Genomic DNA, 26,452 nt, shown 5'->3' with positions numbered 1-26,452 from the left:
TCATGGGAAAGATTATTGGTATTGACTTAGGTACAACAAACAGCTGTGTAGCCGTAATGGAAGGTGGACAGCCGACAGTTATCGCAAATACAGAAGGCGCAAGAACAACACCATCCGTTGTAGCATTCACAAAAACAGGAGAGCGTCTGGTAGGTGAGCCTGCAAAACGTCAGGCAGTTACAAATGCAGACAGAACGATCTCCTCTATCAAAAGAGAGATGGGTACCGATTACCGTGTAACCATCGATGACAAGAAATATTCTCCACAGGAGATCTCAGCAATGATCCTTCAGAAACTGAAAAAGGATGCAGAGGCATATCTTGGTGAGAAAGTAACAGAGGCAGTTATCACAGTTCCGGCTTACTTCAACGATGCTCAGCGTCAGGCAACCAAAGATGCAGGTAAGATCGCAGGTCTTGATGTAAAACGTATTATCAACGAGCCTACAGCAGCAGCTCTTGCATATGGTCTTGACAATGAGAAAGAGCAGAAGATCATGGTATACGACCTTGGCGGCGGTACATTCGATGTATCCGTGATCGAGATCGGTGATGGCGTTATCGAGGTTCTTTCCACAGCTGGTAACAACCGTCTTGGTGGAGATGACTTTGATAAGAAAGTTACAGATTACATGCTTGCTGAGTTCAAGAGAACAGAGGGCGTAGACTTAAGCAACGACAAGATGGCTCTTCAGAGACTGAAAGAGGCAGCTGAGAAGGCTAAGAAAGAGCTTTCTTCCGCAACAACAACAAACATCAACCTTCCGTTCATCACAGCTACAGCTGAGGGACCGAAGCATTTTGATATGAACCTTACAAGAGCTAAATTTGATGAGCTGACACATGACCTTGTAGAGATGACTGCAGAGCCGGTTCGCCGTGCACTGTCTGATGCAGGTATCACAGCTTCTGAGCTTGGCCAGGTACTTCTGGTTGGTGGTTCTTCCCGTATCCCGGCTGTACAGGATAAGGTAAGACAGTTAACTGGCAAAGAGCCAAGCAAGAACCTGAACCCGGATGAGTGTGTTGCACTTGGTGCTTCCGTACAGGGTGGTAAACTTGCAGGTGATGCAGGTGCCGGTGATATCCTTCTTCTGGATGTTACTCCACTGTCACTGTCCATCGAGACAATGGGTGGTATCGCAACTCGTCTGATCGAGAGAAATACTACAATTCCTACAAAGAAGAGCCAGATCTTCTCCACAGCAGCAGATAACCAGACAGCTGTAGATATCAACGTTGTACAGGGTGAGCGTCAGTTCGCGAAAGACAACAAATCCCTCGGCCAGTTCCGCCTGGATGGAATCCCGCCAGCACGTCGTGGAGTTCCGCAGATCGAGGTAACATTTGACATCGATGCCAACGGTATCGTTAATGTATCTGCTAAGGATCTTGGAACAGGTAAGGAGCAGCACATCACGATCACAGCTGGTTCTAACATGTCCGATTCCGATATCGACAAAGCTGTCAAAGAAGCAGCTGAGTTCGAGGCTCAGGATAAGAAACGTAAAGAGGCTATCGACACAAGAAACAATGCAGACTCCATGGTATTCCAGGTTGAGAATGCACTGAAAGAAGCTGGCGACAAGCTTGACGCAAACGATAAAGCAAGTGTTGAGGCTGACCTCAATGCACTGAAAGATCTTCTTGCACAGACAGCAAATGCTCAGGAGCTTACTGATTCTCAGGTTGCAGATATCAAGGCTGCACAGGAGAAGATGATGGAGAGCGCTCAGAAACTGTTCTCCAAGATGTATGAGCAGACTCAGGGAGCTCAGGGTCAGGCTGGTCCTGGACCGGATATGGGCAACATGGGCGGAAACGCTGGTGCCCAGGGCGGAAATGAAGCAGGATACGGCGATGATGTTGTAGATGCTGATTACAAGGAAGTCTAAGACAAGTAGGAAATAATTACAATGGCTGATAAAAGAGATTATTATGAAGTCTTAGGTGTGGATAAAAACGCCGACGACGCAACATTAAAAAAAGCATATCGTAAGCTGGCCAAGAAATATCACCCGGATGTAAATCCGGGTGATAAAGAGGCTGAGGCGAAGTTCAAAGAGGCGACAGAGGCTTATTCCGTTTTAAGTGATGCCGACAAGAGAAGACAGTATGATCAGTTTGGTCATGCAGCATTCGAAAACGGCGGCGGAGGCGGTGCCGGCGGCTTTGGTGGATTCGACTTCAACGGTGCGGATATGGGAGACATCTTCGGAGATATCTTCGGAGACCTGTTCGGCGGCGGAGGCAGAACCAGACGGGCCAACAATGGACCGATGAAGGGTGCCAACCTTCGTGCACGTGTGAACATTACTTTTGAGGAAGCGGTTTTCGGATGCGAGAAAGAGCTGGAGATCGTTCTGAAGGATGAGTGTACCACATGTCACGGAACCGGAGCGAAACCTGGAACATCACCGGTCACATGTCCGAAATGTAAAGGCCAGGGTCAGATCGTTTACACTCAGCAGTCCATGTTTGGTATGGTACGTAATGTTCAGACCTGTCCGGACTGTAATGGAACCGGTAAGGTGATCAAGGATAAATGCAGTGCCTGCCGTGGAACCGGATATACTTCTTCCAGAAAGAAGATCCAGGTATCTGTACCGGCCGGTATCGACAATGGCCAGTGCATCCGTATCCGTGAAAAAGGTGAGCCGGGAACCAACGGCGGTCCGAGAGGAGATCTGCTGGTGGAGGTAAATGTAGCCCGTCATCCGATCTTCCAGAGACAGGATATGAATATCTTTTCAACAGCTCCGATCACATTTGCACAGGCTGCACTCGGCGGTGAGATGCGTATTAATACCGTTGACGGTGAGGTTTCCTATGAGGTGAAACCGGGAACACAGACGGATACAAGAATCCGCCTGAAGGGCAAAGGTGTTCCGTCATTACGTAACAAGAACGTTCGTGGTGACCACTATGTAACACTGGTAGTCCAGACTCCGACTAACCTTAATGAGGAGGCAAAGAAAGCTTTGGAGGCTTTTGATGCGGCATGCGGCAACCGTCCGGCAGCAGACAGTACAGCCGAGACTTCCGAAAAATCTGAAAAAACAGAAAAGAAGAAAAAAGGTTTCCGTGAGAAAGTAAAGGAAATGTTTGAGGAATAAATAAAGTGAAAACAGGAAAGAGGCACAAAATGCCTCTTTCTTTTTTTTCTGTATTCGTGTATATTAAAAGAAGTGCCCGTTTTCGGGACAATAGAAAACAGGCGACAGACTGGAATGAAAATCCGTAAATGTGTATACAGCATAAGGAGATATAAAAGATGAAATGGAACCGTTTTACACTTAAGACAAAAACAGAGGCAGAGGATATTGTGATCTGTACACTTGCCGAGGTGGGAATTGAAGGTGTGGAGATCCAGGACAAGCAGCCGCTGACCGATGAGGATAAGGCACAGATGTTTGTGGATATTATGCCGGAAGGACCAGCAGATGACGGGATCGCATATCTGAACTTCTATCTGGAAGAGGATGCGGATACCGAGGCAATCCTGAAAGATGTGAAGGCTGCACTGGAGGATCTGAGAAGCTTTGTGGATATCGGAGAGGCAACCATCACAGAATCCCAGACAGAGGACAAGGACTGGATCAATAACTGGAAACAGTACTTCCATCAGTTCTATGTAGACGATATTCTAATCGTACCGTCCTGGGAAGAAGTGAAGGCAGAAGATAAGGACAAGATGATCCTCCACATTGATCCGGGAACAGCCTTTGGTACAGGAATGCATGAGACCACACAGCTTGTGATCCGTCAGCTGAAGAAATTTGTGAAGCCGGGAATGGAGATTCTTGATGTGGGAACCGGAAGTGGAATCCTGGGAATCGTTGCACTGAAGCTTGGAGCAGGCCATGTGGTTGGTACAGATCTTGATCCCTGTGCAGTTCCGGCAGTATCTGAGAACAAGGAGGCCAACCAGATCGAGGAGAAATCCTTTGACATGATGATCGGAAACATCATCGATGACAAAGAAGTTCAGAATCAGGTCGGATATGAGAAATATGATATCGTAACTGCAAATATCCTGGCAGATGTTCTGGTACCGCTGACTCCGGTGATCGTTGCACAGATGAAAAAAGGCGCTTACTACATTACATCAGGCATCTTGGATGTAAAGGAGGATGTCGTAGTGAAGGCTGTAAAAGACGCCGGACTGACGCTTGTTGAGGTGACTCATCAGGGCGAGTGGGTATCTGTGACAGCAAGAAAGGACTGATCTCATGCAGCGATTTTTTGTGGAACCTCATCAGATCGACAGGGACAGACATGAGATACGTATCACAGGAAATGATGTCAATCATATTGTCAATGTACTCCGCATGAAAAAAGACGAGGAGCTCTGGATCAGCGATAAGGAAAAAGAATATCACTGTGTGATCGAAAACGCGGGGGAGGATGAAGTCCTGCTTCATATCCTCTATGTACAGGAGCCGGATTATGAGCTGCAGAACCGTATTTATCTTTTTCAGGGACTGCCGAAGGCTGATAAGATGGAGCTGATCATCCAGAAGGCAGTAGAGCTTGGAGCATATTCCGTAGTTCCTGTTTCAACCAGGCGCTGCGTGGTAAAACTGGATAACAAAAAAGCAGAAAAAAAAGTATCCCGCTGGCAGCAGATCGCAGAAAGTGCGGCAAAACAGTCCAAGCGTATGCTGGTGCCGGAGGTACATTCTGTGATGACCTTTAAAGAAGCCCTTGTCTATGCAAAAGAACTGGACGTTCTATTGATCCCTTATGAGCTTGCAAAGGGAATGAAAGAGACGAAAGAACTGATCCGGTCGATCGAACCGGGAAAAAGCATAGGTGTCTTTATCGGCCCTGAGGGTGGTTTTGAAGAGCAGGAAGTGGCAGATGCTATGGAAGCCGGTGCGAAACCCATCACCCTGGGACACCGGATCTTACGGACAGAAACCGCGGGACTCGCAGTACTTTCTGTTCTGATGTTTCAACTGGAGGATGAATAGATTATGGAAGCATATTTTGACAATTCCGCGACAACGAGATGCTTCGATGAAGTAAAGGATATTGTCTGCAAAACCATGACAGAAGATTTCGGAAATCCTTCTGCCATGCATAAAAAGGGAATGGAAGCGGAGAATTATGTCCGCAGAAGTGCCCAGACCCTTGCAAAATTACTGAAAGTGAATGAAAAAGAGATTCTTTTTACCTCCGGTGGAACAGAATCGGATAACCTTGCTATCATCGGTGGTGTGGAAGCCAATAAGCGTATGGGAAACCATATCATCACAACTGCAGTAGAGCATGCAGCAGTGGCCCAGCCTTTTGCTTATCTGAAGGAACAGGGCTATGAGGTGACCATTCTTCCTGTTGATCATCAGGGCGTTGTAAAGCTGGATGCACTGGAAGCGGCTCTTCGTCCGGATACCATTCTGGTGTCTGTGATGTACGTGAACAATGAGGTGGGAGCCGTGATGCCGGTAGAAGAGATCGGAAAGCTTGTCCATGAAAAAAGTCCGAAAGCACTTTTTCATGTAGATGCCATCCAGGCGTTCGGAAAGTATCGTATCTATCCGAAAAAGCTGGGGATCGATCTTCTTTCTGTGAGCAGCCACAAGATCCATGGACCAAAGGGCGTAGGCTTTCTCTATATTAACGAAAAAGTAAGAGTACAGCCGCAGATCCTTGGCGGCGGACAGCAGAACGGTATGCGTTCCGGAACAGACAATGTACCGGGAATCGCAGGCCTTGGCGTTGCCGCAGAGATGGTATATACGGATTTTGATAAAAAAATACAGCACCTTTATGACCTGAAAGAACGGATGGCAGAGGGACTTTCAAAGCTTGGAGACATCACCATCAACGGAATGCCTTTAAGAGAAGGGGCACCGCACATCATGAGCGTGACTTTTCATGGAGTCCGAAGCGAAGTCCTGCTCCATACGCTGGAAGAATTCGGAGTATATATTTCCGCAGGAAGTGCATGCTCCAGTCATAAGAGAAAACCAAGTGCAACACTGACAGCTATAGGCTTGAGCAGAGCCGATGTGGAAAGTACCGTTCGCATCAGCTTCTGTGAGGAAAATACCTTTGAAGAGGTAGATTACTGCCTGGAAGTACTGGGAAAAACAATTCCGATGCTGCGCAGGTATGCACGTCGATAGAGAATACAGAAGAAAGGGATTTTTATGTTAGTACATGCATTTCTGATTAAATATGCGGAAATTGCCCTTAAGGGAAAAAACCGCTATCGTTTTGAAGATGCTCTCGTACATCAGATGGAGATCGCACTCTCCAAGATCGAGGGAGATTTTGAAGTAAAAAAAGAGCAGGGAAGAGTTTATGTATTCTGCCCGGAGAATTATGATTACGATGAGGCTGTAGATGCGCTGCAGCATGTATTCGGTATTGTAGGCATCTGCCCGGTTATGATCTATGAAGAACAGGGCTTTGAGAAGCTTGCCGAAGATGTTGTGGGTTATATGAAGCAGTGGCATCCGGACTTTAACGGAAGCTTCAAGGTCTGGACACGCCGCGCAAAGAAATCCTATCCGATCAGCTCCATGGAAGTCAGCGCTGAGCTTGGCGGACGTATCCTGGATGCGTTCCCGGAGGCAAGTGTAGATGTTCATCATCCGGAGCTGGATCTTTCTGTTGAGATCCGTGACAAGATTTACGTATATTCCCAGACCATTCCGGGCGCAGGCGGAATGCCCATCGGAACAAACGGAAAAGCCATGCTTCTTCTTTCCGGTGGGATCGACAGTCCGGTTGCCGGCTATATGATCGCAAAACGTGGTGTCAAGATCGATGCGGTATATTTCCATGCACCGCCCTACACCAGTGAGCGCGCAAAACAGAAGGTAGTGGATCTTGCCCGCCTGGTAGCCAAATACAGCGGACCGATCCGTCTCCATGTAGTTAACTTTACAGATATACAGCTTTATATTTATGATCAGTGTCCTCATGATGAGCTTACTATTATCATGAGAAGATATATGATGCGCATTGCCGAGCATTTCGCTAAAAAAGACCGTTGTCTCGGACTTATCACAGGTGAGAGTATCGGACAGGTTGCAAGCCAGACCTTACAGAGCCTTGCTTCTACAAATGAGGTCTGCACACTTCCGGTATATCGTCCGGTGATCGGCTTTGATAAAGAGGAGATCGTCCGTATTTCCAGAAAGATCGATACCTTTGAGACTTCTATTCAGCCGTTTGAGGATTGCTGTACCATCTTTGTAGCGAAACATCCTGTAACAAAGCCGAATCTTAAGGTGATCCGCCGTTCTGAGCAGAAGCTTTCTGAGAAGATCGATGAGCTTATGGAAACGGCTTTGAATACCACAGAGATCATTGAAATTCAGTGATCCGTTTTTAGATAAGAAAAAACAAACAGGGAACCTCGCTGCAGAGGTTCCCTGGAATTACCGATATATCAGGAAAAGGGAGTTCATTGAGAACAGAAGGATTCTGAAAGCATGAAAAAAGAGGAACTGTATCCGATACAGTTCCTCTCAAATATACAGTATAGATTAGTCGATTGTATATTTGGAAATAATCTGCATTACGTTATCCAGAGCAGCGCCATCTGCATGGATGTTGAGGTCGATCGGCTTGGAAAGATCCAGGCTGAAGATACCCATGATGGATTTTGCATCGATCACATATCTTCCGGATACTAAATCAAAATCGCAGTCGAATTTGCTGATCTCGTTTACGAATGCTTTCACCTTATCGATGGAATTCAGTGAGATTTTAGCTGTTTTCATTATAATAACCTCCCTTGATAAATTTTTGTTATTTTACAGCTTTCATCTTACCTGTCAGTACCCAAAAAGTCAAGGTGAAAAGAGATAAAAATTGTTTTAATAATTAGTTAAAGTGTAAAAAAAGTGAGGAAAAATGGGAAATAAAGTTGCATTACACAACCTGGGCTGCAAAGTAAATGCCTATGAGATCGAGGCCATGCAGCAGCTTCTGGAGGAGGCGGGATATGAGATCGTGCCTTTTGAGCCGGGAGCGGATATTTATGTGATCAATACCTGCACAGTAACCAATATTGCAGACAGAAAATCAAGACAGATGCTCCACAAAGCAAAAAAAATGAATCCGGAAGCGATCGTGGTGGCAACGGGCTGTTATGTACAGACCGGTGGCGAGAAACTGGAAAAAGACGAAGCCATTGATCTTGTTCTGGGAAATAACCAGAAGATCAATATTGTGGAGGCACTGGCCGAATATGCGGAAAACAAACCGGGCCATGGTTCCCATGTGATCAAGATCAATCAGACAAAAGAGTATGAGGAACTTTCCATTGATCATACAGCAGAACATGTAAGGGCATATATCAAGGTTCAGGACGGATGCAATCAGTTCTGTACGTACTGTATCATTCCCTATGCAAGAGGCCGTGTCAGAAGCCGGAATATTGAAAGTGTGCTGAAGGAGGTCCGTGCACTTGCGGAAAAAGGGTATAAGGAAGTGGTCCTTACAGGAATCCATTTAAGCTCCTATGGAGTGGATTTCCCGGAGGAGAAAAAAGAGACACTGCTTTCTCTGATCCGTGCTGTGCATGAGATCGAAGGAATCAGGCGTATCCGTCTGGGATCGCTGGAACCGGGAATCGTTACAAGAGAATTTGCGGAAGGGATCGCGGCGCTGCCGAAGGTATGCCCGCATTTCCATCTTTCTCTGCAGAGTGGCTGTGATGAGACTCTGGAGAGGATGAACCGCAGATACAGAAGCGGGGAATACAGAGAGCGCTGTGAGCTTTTAAGAGAAGTGTATGGAAATCCGGCACTGACAACTGATGTGATCGTAGGCTTTCCGCAGGAATCGGAGGAAGAATTCCGGAAATCCTATGATTTTGTGGACAGCATCCGTTTTTATGAGACTCATATCTTCAAATATTCCAGAAGACAGGGAACAAAGGCGGCTGCCATGGACGGACAGCTGACAGAGGCGGAGAAATCCTTCCGCAGTGAGAAGATGATCGAGCTGCATCATCGTCATGCAGGGGATTATGAGAAATCCATGCTTGGCAAAAACCTGGAGGTACTGATCGAGGAAGAGTATACAAAGGATGGACGGACCTGGTATCTGGGACACAGCCGGGAGTATATAAAAACTGCTGTACCGAAATCGGAAGCTTATGGTGTAAATGATATCGTAATCGTAAAGGCAGAAGGCTTTCTTGAAGAGCATATCATGACCGGTGAAGCCGTGGAGTGAAGAACGGGATCGTATGTTGAAAGGTTATTTGTTCACTGGTAATATTTTGCGAAACGTGTTACTGAGAACGGAATGAACAGTAACGTTGACAGTTTGTATCCGCAATCCTCGTTAAATTTAAGATTGTAATTTATGTAAATTTATATTAAAATAAAAAAGAATATATTTTAAGGACGTGAGAGACAATGGCAGAGAATAATCTGGGAAATACACAGTATTTCAGAACAAAACCGGATCAGGAGCTTCAGGTAAAAGAAGTCCTGGATCTGGTGTACAATGCAATGGATGAGAAGGGCTACAATCCGGTGAATCAGATCGTAGGATATATTATGTCCGGAGACCCGACCTACATCACAAGCCACAAGGGTGCGAGAAGCATGATCATGAAGGTGGAACGTGATGAACTGGTAGAAGAGCTTCTCACCGAGTATATCAAGAACAAGTCCTGGGAACGGTAATATGAGAGTACTGGGACTGGATTATGGCTCGAAGACTGTGGGGGTTGCAGTGAGCGATCCCCTTGGTCTGACAGCCCAAGGTGTGGAAACCGTATGGCGCAAGCAGGAAAACAAGCTTCGTCGTACTCTGGCACGTATTGAAGAGATCATTTCGGAGTATCAGGTTACGGAGATCGTTCTGGGATACCCGAAAAACATGAACAATACAGTAGGAGAGCGGGCCGAGAAATCTCTGGAGTTTAAGGAAATGCTGGAGAAACGTACAGGCCTGCCTGTTGTTATGTGGGATGAGAGACTGACTACCATGGCGGCAGACCGTACTCTGGAGGAGACCGGTGTGCATAAGGAAGACCGCAAACAGTATCTGGATCAGGTAGCGGCAGTTTTTATCCTGCAGGGATATCTGGATGCTGCCGCACACAGAAGAGAGCAGCAGGAAGGCGTGGAAGAATGATCGGAAACGCAAATAGATATTTTGAGCGGATCAGGTAGCAAATGCGGATTGCGAATATCCGCTTGACAAGAACGGATAAGGAAGAATTAAATATGGAAAAAATAATATTTCAGTCAGACGACGGCACAGCTGCTGAGTTTTACGTAGAGGAGCAGACCCATATTGCGGGTGTGACTTATCTTTTGGTGTCCGATTCACAGGATGAGGAAGCAGACGCATATATTCTGAAGGATATTTCAGCTCCGGGAAGTACAGAAGCCTGTTATGAGATGGTCGAGGATGATGACGAACTTCAGGCTGTATATGCAGTTTTTCAGCAGATGCTGGATGACGTGAATTTTGAATGGAGGAGCGATTTTTGAAAAGCGAGAACAACGATGACAACAAAAATGCGGAGAGCAGAGTACAAGCTTCTGCAGGCGGTGCCAGAAGAACCGCATCAAGACAAAAGAATGCCGGATCAAGAACAAGACAGTATCGTGGTGGCAGCAAAAACCGTCAGGATAAGCCTTTCCGGCCAACAGCAAAGAAAACAGCAGCCGGTGGCGCTGTAAAAAACAGCAGAAACACACAGAAACCGGCAAAGACCGGCGGCAGGCCATCCGGTCGGAAAACCGGCCGCAGAACAACATCCAAGCTTAAGATCATACCACTTGGCGGTCTGGAGCAGATCGGAATGAACATTACCGCTTTTGAGTATGGCGACAGTATTGTAGTTGTAGACTGTGGCCTTTCTTTCCCTGAGGACGATATGTTGGGAATCGATCTGGTCATTCCGGATGTAACATACCTTAAGGAAAATATTTCCAAGGTGAAGGGATTTGTGATCACTCACGGACATGAGGATCATATCGGAGCCCTTCCGTATGTGTTGAAAGAGATCAATGTTCCGATCTATGCTACCAAGCTGACACTGGGACTGATCCGCAACAAACTGAAAGAGCATAACCTTGTGCGTTCTACCAAATTGAAAGAGGTAAAACACGGGCAGGTGATCAATCTTGGGGATTTCGCTGTGGAATTTATCAAAACGAATCACAGTATCCAGGATGCATCCGCACTTGCTATTTATTCACCGGTGGGAATCGTGATACACACAGGAGACTTTAAAGTTGATTATACACCGGTATTTGGAGATGCCATCGATCTGCAGCGTTTTGCAGAGATCGGCAAGAAGGGTGTGCTTGCACTGATGTGTGAGAGTACCAATGCAGAGAGACCGGGATTTACAATGTCCGAGCGTACAGTGGGACATGTATTTGATAATCTTTTTAATGAGTACCGGACATCCAGGATCATCATTGCAACCTTTGCATCCAACGTGGATCGTGTGCAGCAGATCATTAACACTGCATACCGGTTCGGAAGAAAGGTTGCTGTGGAAGGCCGCAGTATGGTCAATGTTATTTCCGTAGCGTCAGAGCTTGGCTATCTGCAGATCCCGGAGAACACACTGATCGAGATCGATCAGGTGAAGAATTATCCGGACGATAAGGTGGTTCTGATCACAACCGGAAGCCAGGGTGAGTCCATGGCGGCACTTTCCCGTATGGCAGCCAATATCCATAAGAAGATCACGATCAAGCCTAACGATACCATCATTTTCAGCTCCAATCCGATCCCCGGAAATGAAAAGGCAGTTTCCAAGGTCATCAACGAACTGTCTATGAAGGGAGCCAAGGTTATTTTCCAGGATGTCCATGTTTCCGGACATGCCTGCCAGGAGGAGATCAAGCTGATCTACTCCCTCGTAAAACCGAAATATGCCATTCCGATCCATGGTGAGTACCGTCATCTGACTGCACAGAAACACATTGTGGAAGATCTGGGAATCCCGAAGGAGAATATTTTTATCCTTTCTTCCGGAAATGTTCTGGAGTTGGACGGACAGGATGCCAAGGTGACAGGAAGCGTTCATACAGGTGCGATCTTCGTAGACGGACTTGGCGTTGGCGATGTGGGAAATATCGTACTCCGTGACCGTCAGCATCTGTCTGAAGATGGAATCATGATCGTAGTTATGACACTGGAGCGCCACAGTAATGTAGTTCTCGCAGGTCCGGATATCGTTTCCAGAGGTTTTGTGTATGTAAGAGAATCTGAGGATCTTATGGAGCATGCCAGACAGGTTGTGGAAACTGCACTGGATTCCTGCCTGGAGAACAATATCACGGACTGGGGCAAGATCAAAACCGAGGTCAAGGATGCCCTTGGAGAGTATCTGTGGAAACGGACCAAGAGAAATCCTATGATCCTGCCTATCATTATGGAGGCGTAGGTTCATGGATGAGATCAGCATGGAGATCGAGAAGCTTCTCGATGCTGTGCACAGAAGCGATGAATATCAGGAATATCAGAAACAGGCAGCCCAGCTTGAAGCGGATCCTGAGCTGAAAGCCAGAGTGATGAGATTCCGTGGAGATAATTTCAGACTGCAGAATCATTCAGACAAGGATGAGCTGTTCCATATTGCGGAACAGCTCAATCAGGAGTCTGCAAGTCTGAGACAGAACCTGAAAGTAAATGCCTATCTCGACGCAGAGCTTGCGCTGTGCAGACTGATGCAGCGGATATGCAGGACGCTGGTGGACGGGATCGACATACAGATTCCTGACTTATAGGAGGAAAGACTATGGCAGACACAAGAGACAAGGTTGGCAGGGCCGGCGTTTTTCTGGCTGGAGGGGTATTTAAAACCGCTGTATATATCTTTATTATCGTATTTCTGATCTGGGTTGGAAAATCAGCATATCAGTTTGGCTACGATGTGTTTAACCAGCAGGCTATGAGCCCGGGAGAGGGACAGCAGGTCACGGTAGTCATAAAAGAAGGTGCCTCTGCATATAAAGTAGGCAAGACACTGGAGCAGAAGGGTCTTATCAAGGATGCGCTTGCATTTACCATACAGGAAAGAATGTCCGCATATCACGGACAGATCAAAGCAGGTACATACCTTCTCAGTACAGCTTATACACCGACCAGGATCATTGCAGTGCTGTCAGGAGAAGAGAGCAAGGAAGGATCGAACAGCCAGTGATCGTAGAAGAACGCATGCAGACCTATATCAATTCACTGGATATGGGGAATACTCCATTTCTGCAGGAGTTGGAGACAAAGGCACTTGCAGATCGGGTGCCGATCATCCGGAGAGATATGCAGAGCTTTATGAGGATGCTTCTGGCACTGAAACAACCGAAGCGCATTTTGGAGGTGGGGACTGCCGTAGGCTTCTCCACACTTCTTATGTGTGAGTATGGGCCGGAAGATATGGAAATTGTTACCATAGAGAATTATGAAAAAAGAATTCCTGTCGCAAAGGATAATTTCAGGCGCGCAGGAAGAGAGTCACAGATCACGCTTCTGGAGGGAGATGCCGGAGAGATCCTGAAGAATCTTACCGGAACCTTTGATATGATCTTCATGGACGCAGCCAAGGGCCAGTATATCCACTGGCTTCCTGACGTGCTGAGACTGATGAAAGAGGGAAGCGTGCTGGTATCTGACAACGTGCTGCAGGAAGGGGATATTATTGAATCTCATTATCTTGTGGAACGGCGTAACCGTACAATCTATAAAAGAATGAGAGAATATCTCTGGCAGCTGACTCACAGTCCGGTGCTTCGTACATCGGTGCTTCCTCTTGGAGACGGAGCGGCTGTAAGTGTAAAAACAGGAGAACAGGTTTATGAAACGACCAGAACTATTGGTTCCGGCGAGCAGCCTTGAGGTTTTAAAGGTTGCCGTCATATATGGTGCAGATGCTGTTTACATCGGCGGAGAAGCTTTTGGACTTCGTGCAAAGGCTAAGAATTTTTCAAAAGAAGATATGTGTGAGGGAATCGCATTTGCCCATTCCCATGGTGTAAAGGTTTATGTGACAGTAAACATCCTGGCGCATAACCGTGATCTTGAGGGTGTAAGGGAATATCTTCAGGAACTGAAGGAGATCGGACCGGACGCATTGATCATTGCAGATCCGGGAATCTTTATGTATGCAAAGGAAATCTGCCCGGAGATCGAGCGTCACATCAGTACACAGGCAAATAATACCAATTATGAGACTTACCGTTTCTGGTATAACCTTGGTGCCAAACGTGTGGTAAGTGCAAGAGAGCTTTCTCTGGAAGAGATCCGGGAGATCCGGGCACATATTCCGGAGGATATGGAGATAGAAACGTTTATCCACGGCGCCATGTGCATTTCCTATTCCGGAAGATGTCTTCTCAGTAACTTTATGGCAGGAAGAGATGCCAATCAGGGAGCCTGTACCCATCCCTGCAGATGGAAATATTCTGTTGTGGAGGAGAAGCGTCCGGGAGAATACATGCCAGTATTTGAAAATGAGAGAGGAACTTTTATTTTTAATTCCAAGGATCTTTGTATGGTAGAACATATGGAAGATATCCTTACAAGCGGTATTGACAGCCTGAAGATCGAAGGACGTATGAAAACAGCTCTTTATGTGGCAACAGTGGCAAGAACCTACCGCAAAGCCATTGATGACTGTATGGAAAGTCCGGAAAAATATCATGCAAATATGCCGTGGTATCAGGAGCAGATCTCAAACTGTACCTACCGTCAGTTTACCACCGGATTTTTCTACGGAAAGCCGGATGAGAACACCCAGATCTATGACAGCAACACATATGTAAGAGAATACACATATCTTGGATTTGCAGAAGAGATCGATGAGAGAGGTCTGGCAAGACTGACACAGAGAAACAAGTTTTCTGTAGGAGAGACCATCGAGATCATGAAACCGGACGGAAGGAATATTCCGGTCACAGTGGAAGCCATTTATAATGAAGAGGGCGAAGCTATGGAGAGTGCACCACATGCTCAGCAGAGGATCTATGTGAAACTGACTGAGATGCCGGAGGTATTTGATATTCTCCGAAGAGGTGAATGATCCGAAAGGGTGGATAAGAGAGTAAAGGGGAGAACGAAAAGAACGTTCTCCCCTTTACTGATTTTCAGGAAAAAGAGTACGGAGTTTTCGAAGAGCGTTCTTTTCGATACGGGATACATAGGAGCGGCTGATGGAGAGATTTTCAGCAATCTCTCGCTGGGTCAGTGGCTCCTGACCATTCAAACCGTAGCGGCAGCAGATCACCTGGTATTCCTTTGGGGAGAGTACTGTCCGGATATAACGGAGAAGATAGGAAATGCTGTCCCTTTTGAAACAATCATCCACAACATCAACGGGTGGACTTTCAATGATATCGAGAAGGCTGATCTCGTTGCCTTCCCGGTCTGTGCCGATGGGTTCATAGAGAGAAACTTCTCTGGAACGTTTCCTGCGGGCACGGAACATCATGAGAAGCTCATTGTCAATGCACCGTGCAGCATAAGTGGAAAGCTTGGAAGTCCGGCTGGGATCAAAGGTGGAAATGGCTTTGATCAGACCTATGGTGCCTATGGAGATTAGATCATCCGGATCCTCGTCACATCCCTGATATTTTTTTGCAACATGTGCTACGAGGCGGAGATTGTGTTCGATAAGGATATTTTTTGCTTCCGGATCGCCCCTTTGGAGCTGTAGAAGATAGAACTGCTCTTCCGCAAAAGAAAGCGGTTTCAGAAAGGTTTTCAAGGGTTCACCTCAAAGGGGATTTCCTTATAGCTTATGAGCCGGACGTGCTTTTCGTGCTTTTCCAACAGAAACTTTATAAAAAGGACAGAGGCGAACACCTGTTGCGTCACATTCTGATCTGGTGTATAATCATAAAATACGAGTGACAACAATCAGTGTATATTGATGAGGAGTATATATTTTGAAAAAGAGGATAGAACAGCTTCTTAACGGAAAATTTATTTATGAACAGCCTGAGCTTCTGTTTTCACAGGACCGTATTTTCGCTACGCTGAAGGCAGGAGAGACTACAAAGGATGAGATTTATTTCGGTACCGATGACAACCGCAGGATCAGTGGCTTTGTGACTTCATCTGACCGGAGACTGGTGCCGGGATTTGACCGCTTTTCCGGAACCACAGTGCGCATGCCTTATGGGGTAGATGCAGAGGGAATGAGGCCGGGAGAGAGCTTTGAAGGCTGGCTGTGTTTTACTACCAGTATCGGAGAATATAAGCTGCCGTTCACTGTACAGGTACAGACGGAAGAGGTGAAGAGTGCAGGCAGAAAGGTAGCTTCTCTGGAAGAATTTCTGCATATTGCAAAGGAAGATTTCCATGAGGCTTACCGGATCTTTACAGAACGCCATTTTTCCCTGATCCTGAGTGATCAGAGCGAGAAGATCCGTTCTCTTTATGCAGGAATGTCACAGCAGCCGGTGACCTATCAGCATCTGGAGGAATTTCTGATCGCAGCCGGTGCCAAGGAAAAGGTGACATTGAGTCTGAACAGAGAAGAGGCGAGTTTTTATGATGTCAGTGAATCTGTTCAGGAATCCCTTTATATCCACAGGAGCGGATGGGGACACCTGCGGGCAGATATTGAGGTAAACGGGGATTTTCTGGAGGCAGGCAAGCATGTGGTCACAGAAGAGGATTTTATCGGAAGTACCTGTGAAATAAACTATGTGATCCGCCAGGAAAAACTGGGAAAAGGAAATCAGTACGGCGAGATCATTGTAAAAACCCCATACCAGAAACTGGTATATCACGTTCTTGCATCCAGAGGAACTGAGAGTGCCGTGAACCTGGATCTTCTGGAAAAACAGTACCGGATATCTTTGATGAAGGAATACCTGGGATATCTCTGTAAAAGAACAGATTTTCAGGCCTGGACAGCCTCTACTCATGAGAAGCTTGACCGTATGGGCGAAAACGGACTGAAATATCCGGAATATCAGCTTCTGGAAGCCTATCTTCTTCATCTGGAAGGAGAAGATGACCAGGCTTCAGAAATCCTTGAGCGTTATCAGAATAAATCCTTTCATCACAATGAACTGGAACTGGCAGGGATTTATCTGTATCTGTGTACACAGACCGGGCTGTACCGGGATAAGGAACAGGCCCTCCGCAAGGTACAGAATTTCCAGATGCAGAAGGAAGACAGCTTTATCCTTCTGAAACTGGTATTTGAAATGGATCATACGCTTTCTCCGTCAAAAAAGATCTTTCTGATGGAGGAACTTTTTGAGCGGGGATGTACAAGTCCTTTTCTGTATCTGGAAGCATGGAACCGTATTTGTGCAGATATGTCTCTGCTGCATCGAATCAATGGGTTCTGGGCCCAGGTATTCCTTTTTGCAGGAAAAGAACAGATGCTGACGGAAGAGCTGGTCATGCGCCTGGCATATCTTTCCGGTTATGAGAAAGCTTTTAACGAAAGTCTGTACCGTGCTATGGCCATGGGATGTGAAGCCTTTCCGTCGGATGATACCGTGGAAGCTATCTGTAAATATATTATGAAGGGAAATCCAAGAAAACCGGAATATTTTCAGTGGTTTTCCGCTGCCGTGGACCGCGGGATCCGGATCACACGGCTGTATGAATATTATGTGGAAACACTGGATACTTCTTATCGGAGAGTCCTGCCGAAACCGCTTTTGATGTATTTTACCTATAACAACAATACTCTCGGTGATTCCAAGCGTGCCTATCTGTATGCATGCATCATTGCAGGGAAGGAACGTGATCCACAGACATACGAAAGTTATCGTGAAAGCATGGAGGAATTTGCTTTCCGTAAGTTACGGGAAGGCCGGATGAATGAAAATTATGCCGCTGTTTATCAGGAATTCATGCGGGAACCATCGGACAGCGAAAAAGCGCAGGTGATCGCCTCCAGAATGTTTACCTGCCGGCTGTATACGGATGATCCGAAGGTTCGCAGTGTGATCGTCCGTCACAGACAGATGAAACAGGAAGAAATCTATCCGTGTATCCATGGGATCGCTTACCCAAGGATCTGCAGCGAAGATGCGGCCGTTGTATTTCAGGATGAAAAACAGAGACGTTATGCTGCTACGGTAGATTATAATCTGACACCACTTTTTGATGATCGTGAGATGGTTCCGGCAGTGTTGGAAAAAGGGGCGGATGAACCGGCTGTGCTTTTGTATTACTGTCAGGGTCAGGAGATCAGTCGTAAGAATCTGGGGATTTTTCAGAAACTGGTCCTTTCACCGGCGTTTACCGATGAATATAAGAGGCTGATCCGCAAAAAGATCCTGGATTATTATCGGGATCACGTGCAGGGAGAAGATCTGGATGCCTGTCTGGAGATGATGGATTATCGGGAATATGCCATGGTCGACCGGAAAACCCTTCTGGAGATCCTGATCCAGCGGGGATTGTTTCCGCAGGCTATGAGCGTGGTGGAAGCATTTGGATTTGAAGGAGTAGAGGAGCGTGCTCTTCTGAAGCTGGTAAGCCGTATGATCATCCGTTGTGACTGTGCGGAAGACGAAGAGCTGATCGCACTTTCCTCTCATGTATACCGACAGGGAATCTATGATGAAGTGATCCTCATGTATCTGATGAAATTCCGGTTTGGACCTGTGGATGAACTTCTGGATATTTGGAAAAGTGCCTGTGGGTTTGATATGGATACCTATAATCTGGAGGAGAGGATCCTTTCTCTTCTGATGTTTAACTGGGATTATCGGCCAGAGGGTGAGGATATCCTGAAAGCATATATCCGCCATTCCGGAAAAGAGAGTGTGATCGGTGCGTATCTGACTCTGATGTCTTACGGAATGTTTGTAAAAGAAATGCCGGAGATGCCTGGACTTAAGGAGTATCTGAAAAATCGCAGAGAAAAGGAGTGGCCCGGAGACCGGATCTGTGACCTGACCCTTCTGAAACTGCTTTCCGAAGAAAAAACTGCTGATGAAGAAAATCTGGAAATGGAGGAAAAAATCCTCTCCTCCTGTGTAAAGGAAGGAATGATATTTGAGTTTTTCCGGAATCTGGATCAGAGTATCCTGCGACCGTATCAGCTGGATGATAAGACTTTTGTAGAGTATCATACTTCACCGGAGGCTTCGGTCACACTGTATTATTCCCTGGATACCGGTCTTGGAACTGTACCGGACTATAAAAGTGAACCGCTCAAAAATATCTATGAGGGAATTTTTGCCAGAGCATTTACATTGTTTTATGGAGAGACCCTGCGATATTATTTCCAGACAGAAGATGAAACCGGTGTACACAAAACGGAAGAAAAAATACTGACCATGAACCAGAGTAATGACCAGGCATCCAGCAAATATCAGCTGATCAATCAGATACTCTGTGCAAGGAAACTGGAGAAAGACACGGAAGTGAAGGAGAAGCTGGCACAGTATCTCCGGCAGGAACAGTACGTTAATGAAATGTTTGTCATAGAGAAGGAACCGGAAAGATGAATGAAATTCGTGACTTGATCATAGGAATTGATATTGGAAAAGAATACACACAGATCTGTTATTATGACAGAAAAGCAGAAGAAGCCCGTTCTCTTTCCATGAAGGTAGGAGCCAGTCAGTACGAAGCTCCGGGCTGTATCTGCTATCGTACCGATCACGGTGATTACTGCGTAGGCCTGGAAGCAGAGTATTTTGCCAGGGAAAAGGGCGGGATCATGATCGGAAATATTTATGATATCTGTCAGAAGGAAGAAAAGATCCAGGTGGCAGGAGAGGAAAAAGAGCCGGCAGAGCTTCTGGCACATTTTCTAAGGGGAATCCTGAAATTTCTGGGAATCCAGGATATCGTAAAGAATACCCGGTGTCTTTGTATCACATCGCCGGAGCTTAGTACACTTCAGGTACGGAATTATCAGAAGGCCTGCAGCCTTGCAGGTTTTTCCCGTGAGAAATATATGCTTATGGACTATGGCGAGAGCTTTTATTATTATGCACTGGGACAGAAACGGGAAACCTGGAATCGAAGTGTAGGCTGGTATGCCTTTGCAGGCGATACGGTAACCTTCCGGAAGCTGACCATCAACGGCTCTTCCAGACCGGTGCTTGTAAAACTGGAGGATCCGGTCAGTACAAAGCTTGAACCGGAAGATGAGATCCGTGATGTGGAATTTTACCGTTTTATCAGTAAGACTCTCGGCAAAGAGCTCTTCTCCAGTGTGCAGATCACGGGAGAAGGATTTGACCAGCAGTGGGCACAGCAGTCTGTAAAGCTCCTGTGTCATCAGGGACGGAAGGTTTTTTACGGAAACAATCTTTTTGCAAAGGGAGCCTGCATAGCCGGTAAGGACAGGCTGGAGGATAAAAAACTCAAAGGTTACCGCTATTTAAGTGATTCGCTGGTGACTGCGGACGTAGGAATGGATATGCGGGTGATGGGCTCTCCGGCTTACTATCCGCTGATCGAAAGCGGCAGCAACTGGTATGAATGCAGTGCATCCTGCGAGCTGATCCTGGATGATACCAGTGAACTGGTATTTGTAGTAAGTATTCCGGAAGAAACCGAGAAGAAACGTGTGGCCATGGCACTTGAGGGTCTGCCAAAGCGGCCTAATCGGACTTCAAGGCTTTCCCTCACGCTGAAATACGTATCGCCGAGAGACTGTGAGATCACAGTAGAGGATCTGGGCTTTGGCGAAATGTATCCTTCCAGTGGGAAGATCTGGAGGGAACTGGTACGATGGGATGAGCAGGAAGAAAGGAAGCAGGCATGAGCGGATATATTTTATGTCAGGTAAGAAAAGCAGAGAAGCCGTTTTATATCGAAAATATCAGTACCAATATCTATTCTATAGAAGAACTCTGCTATTATCTTTATAACAATCTTTATCTTGTGGACAGCTCATTGATCAGCAGTAAGCTCTGTACCTGGCTGGAGGAAGAACTGGAGCTTCCGAAGCTTGCGGCCAAGCTGAAACCTTATATTGGAAGAGAGGCCGGACTTGAAGAAGTACTGTATCCGATATTTAAAGAGATCAATTATCTGGCTTATGAAGAGCTTAAGACCTTAAACGGGCGCATTGAAGCCAGAAAACGTGAACCTGAAGAAATACGGGAGAAACGCAAAGGTGATGCGCTGATGGAGAATCGGATGTATGTGAATGCACTCCGTGTTTATCAGAAGCTTCTGGAGCATGGCGGGAAAGAAATCACCGGAGAGATGCGTGAAAGGATCCTGCATAATCAGGGATGCGCATACAGTTACCTGTTCCAGATGGATAAAGCGCTGGAATGCTTTTGGAAAGCATGGAAGGAGAATCATTCAGAGAAAGCGATGAAGGTTTATCTTCTGGCCTACCGCAGTGTTCACAGTGAAGAAGAATACAGGAAACGACAGGAAGATCTGAAGACAGATGAAATGGTAAGGCAGGAAACCGACCAGGCTCTGAAAAGCTTTGCCGGTCTCCCGGAGCAGCATATCGCATCCGGAGAAACCGACAGGATCCTGGAGGATCTCACAAGAGAATATCACAGAAGTACCGGCTCTTAAAGCTGTTCAAGAAGTCCCAGCAGGATCTGCCGGGCTTCTTTTTTTGTATATACGGATTCTTCCTCAGACAGGGAACAGAGGTAATCATTCAGGGCCTGTCCGATACTGGTTTCTTTCAGATAGATACAGAGAAAAGTATCTTTTTCGGAAAGAAAGCAGAGAAAAACGGAATAGTCAGACAGAACTTCCAGATGGATCCCGGTTTCAGGAAGTACGGAAGGCTTCAGGATCCTGCATTTTTCATGTCCCATATCTGTGTCAAGAAGATGCTTGAGGGCTTTTTTTCGTTCTTCTTTCGGAAGAGGGGTCTGATGGTAGGAATAAGGTCCGTCAAGGAGTCCGGTACGGGCAAATTTCCGGATCCCGCTCAGTGTAAAATAATTGCAGGAAAAGGCAGCTTCTGTAAAAGAAAAGGAAGTCTGGTTCAGAACCGCTGCCAGCTGGGTATAGACCGGATCGGAAAGATCGATATCCCTGTTATCAAACAATGACTGAATAAAGCCCGGACCATAGGACATCAGTGCAAGGCAGGGATGAGATTCCAGTGCAAAATTTGTTGAGATCTTTGTCTGCATGATAGAACCAAAGATATTAAGGATCCTGTCCGGAGAATCCGACTGCAGGAAGAATTGGCTGGAATTCTCAAGAGCCCGCCGGAATTCCTGTTGATATGCGTGGATCGCTTCCGGATTTTCAGTAAAAATACAGGTCATCATATCCGAGGATAACAGCAGCAGCTTTTTTTCAGTGAGTAAGAAAAAAGGAAACAGTTCATAGCTGGAAAACTCTCGGCCTGTCTGAGTATAGTAATAATATGGCTGGTAGCCCACAAAACCTGACAGGATCGGAAGGAGTGTGCAGAGAAAGGTTTCCAGATTCATGTTGTAATCCGGTGAGGCGGACGGGTTCTGGTGAAGCGGCAGGATCTGGATCACCGGTGGCAGTTTCTCATATTTGGGATAAAGATGGGAAAAGATCTGTACAAGAAGCCGGCAGTTGGCCGGAAGGTTGGTACGGATCGTTTCAGAAGAACCGGAAGACAGGATGTCCTCAAAAAGGCTCAGGACCTTCTTTTCCACATCAAGAGAAAAAGTTCCACGGTAAAAGGGAAAGGATGGAAGCCTGAGAAAACCCTCCCGGGAAATGACCTGCTGGGAGCTGATAACACCCAGAAGCTCCTGTATATATTTGCGGTTGTAATATATTTCTTTTCCGATTTTTTCTATTTTATATAATTCCATCAGTTCCCTGCGCTGGGAAGGATTGATCCGGAGGGAATCGCAGAACTGGCGCACAAAATCAATACCGGGAAGACGTTTCCCTGTGATCATACGTTGTAGCGAGGTACGGTCAAGTCCCGAAGAAGCAGATAATTGATAAACGTTTTCTCCTGTATCCTTTAGGGATTCCCGGCATTTGTTGCTGAAATCAGACATAGTAGTACTCCTTTTGGTGCTTATATGACATTATTATACGAAAACAGATCATGAATTGCAATAATTTGTAAAAAAACAAGGCACAATTAGAAGCACATATTGCGCAGGTCTTTCCTTGAAAATAAAATGTTAATATCAGAAAGAGCATGAGGGAGGAAAACACGGCAATGGCAGTGATGACGATCGCGATATGTGATGAAATACGAAAGGATGCACAGAAGCTGTACAGGCAGCTTTCCACACTGGTCCCTGATGCAGAGCTCCTTCTGTATCGGACCAGAGAGAGTCTTCTGAAAGGACTGGCAGAGGGACACAAGATCTGCAATCTGATATTTCTGGGGCTGGATGGTGATCAGGGCAGGAGTCTGGAAACTGTACGGACAATGCGCCTGAAAGGACATTATATCCCGGTTGTGCTGGTGGCAGAGAATGAAAAATTCTATAAAGAAGCATTTGAAGTGTTTGCCTATAACTATCTGGTCAAACCGGTTGAAAGTGGAGAACTGGAACATGTTCTGGTACATATCCTGGAGGTATGCAGGCGTGAAGGCGGAAGAGCGCTGTATTTTCGCTACAGGAAACAGGTTTATACACTGCAGCACGATCATCTGGCATATATATCCAGTAGTCTTCACAGTGTGACATTTCATCTTACCGATGGAAAAAAGATCAGCTGCAGAGCCAGGCTGGGGGATTTTTCGGGACAGCTGTCAGACAGCAGCTTTCTGAGATGTCATCAGAGCTTTTGTATCAACATGGAGAAGGTAACTTCACTTAAGAAGAACAGTTTTGTGGTCGGACAGGCGGAAATCCCAATTTCCAGAACATATCTGAAAACGGCCAGAAAGAAATACAAAGATTATCTGGCAGAGCAGAAGGTTTGCTCTTGACAGCTCCTTTTGGGTATGTTACTATAACCATACGCTTTCGCGTGGTAGAGTGACCATGTGATAAAGAGATAACCGAAAAAAGGAGAATGACCATGAAGAAAAGAACAGTTGCAGTAGTAATGGCGGCAGCGATGACAATAGGAATGATGGTAACAGGAGTGAGTGTACAGGCAGGTGTTGAGGATAAGACCCTGATCGTAGGATTTGATGCTGAATATCCTCCGTTCGGATATAAGGATGATAGCGGAGAATATGTAGGATTTGACCTTGACCTTGCCCAGGAAGTATGTGATAATCTTGGCTGGGAACTTGTTAAGAAGCCTATCAACTGGGATTCCAAGGATATGGAGCTGAACTCCGGAACGATCGACTGTATATGGAATGGATTTACTATCAACGGACGTGAGGATGACTATACATGGAGTGATCCATACATCAACAATGAGCAGGTGATCGTAGTTGCCAAGGATTCCGGAATTGAGAAGCTTGCGGATCTTAAGGGCAAGAACGTAGTGGTACAGGCTGCATCCGCTGCACTGGACGCATTGAACAACGATGACAATAAGGAACTCAAGGACAGCTTTGCATCTCTTACAGAGAATCCGGACTACAACACTGCATTTATGAATATTGATTCCGGAGCTGCAGACGCTGTTGCTGTTGATATTGGTGTTGCTAACTATCAGCTTTCCCAGAGAGGCAAGGATAAATATGTGATCCTTGACGAGCCAATCCAGAACGAGCAGTATGGCATCGGATTCAAGAAGGGAAATGATGAGCTGAAGGATCTCGTATGGGATGAGGTCAAGAAGCTTGACGAGTCCGGTGAGGTTGACAAGCTTGCAGATAAGTATGAACTGGATAAGAGCATGCTCTGCATCAGCGAGGACAAGGATAAGACAGAGAATTCTGATTCAGCAGAAGCTGACACAGAAGAAAGTGCAGACAGCACAGAGAAAGAAACCGATTCTGAATCCAAATGATCCGGTACAGATCCGGTACAGTAAAAGCTGTGAAGATATTTTTTAAGCTATCCAACAGCAGTAGAAATAAGAAACATAGCAGAAGCTTTTGAAGCTTCCGCATAAAAAGGAAATGAGGGTGCTTCGGCGCAGAAAGAGCTGCCGTACACGCTCATTTCCTGTTGTTTACAGGAATTACAGGTATCAGTCCGATAAATGGGACTGATACTCCGAACCAGGAGGAAAAAAATGAGTTTTAGTGTAATGCTCCAGCAGCTGGCAGGAGGAATGCTGGTCTCTATTGAGATCTTTTTTGTAACCTTGCTGTTTTCTCTGCCGCTGGGACTTCTGATCTGTTTTGGCAGAATGTCCAGAAACAAAGTGATCCGTACCATTGTATCCGGGTACATATCCATCATGAGAGGAACGCCGCTGATGCTGCAGCTGATGGTGGTATATTTCGGCCCTTATTTTATCTTCGGGATCCGTATTTCCATGGGATATAGTCTGATCGCTGTATTTATCGCATTTGCCATCAACTATGCAGCTTACTTTGCAGAAATCTATCGCGGCGGCATTGAATCCATGCCGGTGGGACAGTATGAAGCTGCAAAGATCCTTGGATACAATAAGGTGCAGACATTTTTTCGCATCATCCTTCCACAGGTGATCAAGAGGATTTTGCCGTCTATTACAAATGAGGTCATTACGCTGGTCAAGGATACTTCCCTTGCGTTTGTTGTGGCAGTTGCGGAGATGTTTACCATTGCCAAGCAGATTGCAAGTGCACAGACAACAATGATGCCATTTGTGATCGCTGCGATATTTTATTATGTGTTCAACCTGATCGTGGCTGTTGTGATGCAGAAGGTTGAGAAAAGTATGAATTACTATCGCTAACCGGAATGGAGAGTATAAAATATGAAATTATTTGAAATGAAACATATCAAAAAAAGCTTTGACGGACTGGAAGTTCTCAAAGATATCTCTCTTGACGTGGAAGAGGGAGAAGTTTTAAGTATCATCGGTCCTTCCGGTTCCGGCAAGTCAACTATCCTGCGTTGTGCCACAGGACTTGAGACGCCGGACAGCGGCGAGATCATCAAAAACGGTGATGTGGGACTGGTGTTCCAGCAGTTCAATCTGTTTCCGCATTTTTCCGTACTGAAAAATATAGTGGATGCACCTCTGAAGGTGCAGAAGAGAAAGAAAGATGAGGTTTACGCCCAGGCAAGAAGCCTTCTTAAGAAAATGGGCCTTGCAGACAAGGAGAAGGCATATCCTTTTCAGCTTTCCGGAGGACAGCAGCAGCGAGTTTCCATTGCCCGTGCGCTCTGTATGAATCCGAAGATCCTGTTTTTTGATGAACCTACATCTGCACTTGATCCGGAACTGACCGGTGAGATCCTGAAGGTTATCAAGGATCTTGCTCAGGAGCATATCACCATGGTGATCGTTACTCATGAAATGAATTTTGCAAGAGATATTTCCGACCGTATCATCTTTATGGATAAGGGTGTGATCGCAGTGGAGGGAACGCCGCAGGAGGTATTTTCTTCCGAAAATGGCAGAATGAAGGAATTTTTGGGAAAATTCCATCAGGGTATGGAGTAACAAACGGTTGCTTTTAAAGAGGCAATGTTATATAATTTCAAGAGGCGTGAATTAACCAGAACCGGGCAGATAA

At 46.1% G+C, this 26,452-nt stretch carries 25 protein-coding genes; 22 read left to right on the top strand and 3 right to left on the bottom strand.

Translation table 11 applies throughout. The features are described from left to right. Positions 1-2 precede the first annotated feature (2 nt). The 6 genes from dnaK to thiI all read left to right on the top strand — a co-directional run bounded on the left by dnaK (position 3) and on the right by thiI (position 7,340). Entirely contained in the window at positions 3-1,895 is a 1,893-nt protein-coding gene (gene dnaK / locus CCC70_RS04280) for a molecular chaperone DnaK (RefSeq protein WP_110102502.1), read from the top strand. Between the two features lie 21 nt (positions 1,896-1,916). Continuing rightward, positions 1,917-3,116 carry a molecular chaperone DnaJ gene (dnaJ, locus tag CCC70_RS04275; protein ID WP_021977659.1) on the top strand — a complete coding sequence of 400 codons (1,200 nt, stop codon included), beginning with the start codon at positions 1,917-1,919 and terminating at the stop codon, positions 3,114-3,116. 158 nt (positions 3,117-3,274) lie between these two features. Further along, positions 3,275-4,228: a 50S ribosomal protein L11 methyltransferase gene (gene prmA / locus CCC70_RS04270; protein ID WP_021652332.1), complete on the top strand. Its 954-nt coding sequence runs from the start codon at positions 3,275-3,277 to the stop codon at positions 4,226-4,228. Between the two features lie 4 nt (positions 4,229-4,232). Then, on the top strand, positions 4,233-4,976 hold the full coding sequence (locus tag CCC70_RS04265; RefSeq protein WP_092071274.1) for a 16S rRNA (uracil(1498)-N(3))-methyltransferase: 744 nt from the start codon (positions 4,233-4,235) through the stop codon (positions 4,974-4,976). 3 nt (positions 4,977-4,979) lie between these two features. Beyond that, positions 4,980-6,134, top strand: coding sequence for a cysteine desulfurase family protein (locus CCC70_RS04260; RefSeq protein ID WP_287084336.1), 1,155 nt, complete (start codon positions 4,980-4,982; stop codon positions 6,132-6,134). A 24-nt stretch (positions 6,135-6,158) separates the two neighbouring features. Then, positions 6,159-7,340 (top strand): tRNA uracil 4-sulfurtransferase ThiI, encoded by a 1,182-nt coding sequence (thiI, locus tag CCC70_RS04255; protein ID WP_015527083.1) that lies wholly within the window; start codon positions 6,159-6,161, stop codon positions 7,338-7,340. Positions 7,341-7,505: 165 nt separating this feature from the next. Here the strand turns inward: thiI and CCC70_RS04250 are convergent, their stop codons facing one another. Beyond that, complete coding sequence (locus CCC70_RS04250; protein ID WP_015527084.1) at positions 7,506-7,742, bottom strand: HPr family phosphocarrier protein; 237 nt, start codon at positions 7,740-7,742, stop codon at positions 7,506-7,508. 133 nt (positions 7,743-7,875) lie between these two features. Between CCC70_RS04250 and mtaB the strand changes: the two genes are divergently transcribed. From mtaB to CCC70_RS04205, 9 genes are all read left to right on the top strand, one after another. After that, complete coding sequence (mtaB, locus tag CCC70_RS04245) at positions 7,876-9,204, top strand: tRNA (N(6)-L-threonylcarbamoyladenosine(37)-C(2))-methylthiotransferase MtaB (protein ID WP_021652336.1); 1,329 nt, start codon at positions 7,876-7,878, stop codon at positions 9,202-9,204. Between the two features lie 185 nt (positions 9,205-9,389). Further along, positions 9,390-9,662 (top strand): IreB family regulatory phosphoprotein, encoded by a 273-nt coding sequence (locus tag CCC70_RS04240; RefSeq protein ID WP_015527087.1) that lies wholly within the window; start codon positions 9,390-9,392, stop codon positions 9,660-9,662. A 1-nt stretch (position 9,663) separates the two neighbouring features. After that, positions 9,664-10,116 carry a Holliday junction resolvase RuvX gene (gene ruvX / locus CCC70_RS04235; RefSeq protein WP_092071282.1) on the top strand — a complete coding sequence of 151 codons (453 nt, stop codon included), beginning with the start codon at positions 9,664-9,666 and terminating at the stop codon, positions 10,114-10,116. 92 nt (positions 10,117-10,208) lie between these two features. After that, positions 10,209-10,478, top strand: a complete 270-nt coding sequence (locus CCC70_RS04230; protein WP_287084335.1) for a DUF1292 domain-containing protein — start codon at positions 10,209-10,211, stop codon at positions 10,476-10,478. 281 nt (positions 10,479-10,759) lie between these two features. Then, complete coding sequence (locus CCC70_RS04225; RefSeq protein ID WP_118513134.1) at positions 10,760-12,394, top strand: ribonuclease J; 1,635 nt, start codon at positions 10,760-10,762, stop codon at positions 12,392-12,394. Positions 12,395-12,398: 4 nt separating this feature from the next. Continuing rightward, positions 12,399-12,737 carry a YlbF family regulator gene (locus tag CCC70_RS04220; protein WP_015527090.1) on the top strand — a complete coding sequence of 113 codons (339 nt, stop codon included), beginning with the start codon at positions 12,399-12,401 and terminating at the stop codon, positions 12,735-12,737. Positions 12,738-12,748: 11 nt separating this feature from the next. Beyond that, entirely contained in the window at positions 12,749-13,153 is a 405-nt protein-coding gene (locus tag CCC70_RS04215; RefSeq protein ID WP_015527091.1) for an endolytic transglycosylase MltG, read from the top strand. Further along, positions 13,150-13,842 (top strand): O-methyltransferase, encoded by a 693-nt coding sequence (locus tag CCC70_RS04210; RefSeq protein WP_021652340.1) that lies wholly within the window; start codon positions 13,150-13,152, stop codon positions 13,840-13,842. Before CCC70_RS04215 ends, CCC70_RS04210 begins: the two co-directional genes overlap by 4 nt. After that, entirely contained in the window at positions 13,802-15,025 is a 1,224-nt protein-coding gene (locus tag CCC70_RS04205) for a peptidase U32 family protein (protein ID WP_015527092.1), read from the top strand. The genes CCC70_RS04210 and CCC70_RS04205 overlap by 41 nt, the downstream gene beginning before the upstream one ends. Before the next feature lie 54 nt (positions 15,026-15,079). Here CCC70_RS04205 and sigK read toward each other — a convergent pair whose 3' ends face one another. Next, on the bottom strand, positions 15,080-15,709 hold the full coding sequence (gene sigK / locus CCC70_RS04200; RefSeq protein WP_144094545.1) for an RNA polymerase sporulation sigma factor SigK: 630 nt from the start codon (positions 15,707-15,709) through the stop codon (positions 15,080-15,082). Positions 15,710-15,890: 181 nt separating this feature from the next. On the opposite strand from sigK, the gene CCC70_RS04195 reads away from it, so the two are divergent. The 3 genes from CCC70_RS04195 to CCC70_RS04185 are packed head-to-tail and all read left to right on the top strand — an operon-like array spanning position 15,891 to position 21,477. Next, positions 15,891-19,430 carry a DUF5717 family protein gene (locus tag CCC70_RS04195; RefSeq protein WP_287084334.1) on the top strand — a complete coding sequence of 1,180 codons (3,540 nt, stop codon included), beginning with the start codon at positions 15,891-15,893 and terminating at the stop codon, positions 19,428-19,430. After that, positions 19,427-20,701, top strand: coding sequence for a DUF5716 family protein (locus CCC70_RS04190; protein WP_287084333.1), 1,275 nt, complete (start codon positions 19,427-19,429; stop codon positions 20,699-20,701). The genes CCC70_RS04195 and CCC70_RS04190 overlap by 4 nt, the downstream gene beginning before the upstream one ends. Further along, positions 20,698-21,477 carry a hypothetical protein gene (locus tag CCC70_RS04185; protein ID WP_287084332.1) on the top strand — a complete coding sequence of 260 codons (780 nt, stop codon included), beginning with the start codon at positions 20,698-20,700 and terminating at the stop codon, positions 21,475-21,477. Before CCC70_RS04190 ends, CCC70_RS04185 begins: the two co-directional genes overlap by 4 nt. On the opposite strand, the gene CCC70_RS04180 is transcribed toward CCC70_RS04185, so the two are convergent. Then, positions 21,474-22,913, bottom strand: a complete 1,440-nt coding sequence (locus CCC70_RS04180; protein WP_186582055.1) for a hypothetical protein — start codon at positions 22,911-22,913, stop codon at positions 21,474-21,476. The genes CCC70_RS04185 and CCC70_RS04180 overlap by 4 nt on opposite strands. Positions 22,914-23,080: 167 nt before the next feature. Here CCC70_RS04180 and CCC70_RS04175 point away from each other — a divergent pair, with 167 nt between their 5' ends. From CCC70_RS04175 to CCC70_RS04160, 4 genes are all read left to right on the top strand, one after another. Beyond that, positions 23,081-23,803 (top strand): LytR/AlgR family response regulator transcription factor, encoded by a 723-nt coding sequence (locus CCC70_RS04175; RefSeq protein ID WP_186582054.1) that lies wholly within the window; start codon positions 23,081-23,083, stop codon positions 23,801-23,803. Between the two features lie 92 nt (positions 23,804-23,895). Further along, entirely contained in the window at positions 23,896-24,786 is an 891-nt protein-coding gene (locus CCC70_RS04170) for an amino acid ABC transporter substrate-binding protein (RefSeq protein WP_287084331.1), read from the top strand. Between the two features lie 228 nt (positions 24,787-25,014). Next, positions 25,015-25,665 carry an amino acid ABC transporter permease gene (locus tag CCC70_RS04165; protein ID WP_022426149.1) on the top strand — a complete coding sequence of 217 codons (651 nt, stop codon included), beginning with the start codon at positions 25,015-25,017 and terminating at the stop codon, positions 25,663-25,665. Positions 25,666-25,686: 21 nt separating this feature from the next. Next, positions 25,687-26,379 (top strand): amino acid ABC transporter ATP-binding protein, encoded by a 693-nt coding sequence (locus tag CCC70_RS04160; RefSeq protein ID WP_021652351.1) that lies wholly within the window; start codon positions 25,687-25,689, stop codon positions 26,377-26,379. The last annotated feature ends 73 nt before the right edge of the window (positions 26,380-26,452 follow it).

It is taken from the genome of Blautia sp. LMAG:89 (assembly GCF_008679485.1).
GTDB lineage: Bacteria > Bacillota > Clostridia > Lachnospirales > Lachnospiraceae > Blautia_A > Blautia_A fusiformis.
Note: the sequence above shows the minus strand (reverse complement) of the source record. Positions and strands in the feature narration are given on the sequence as shown.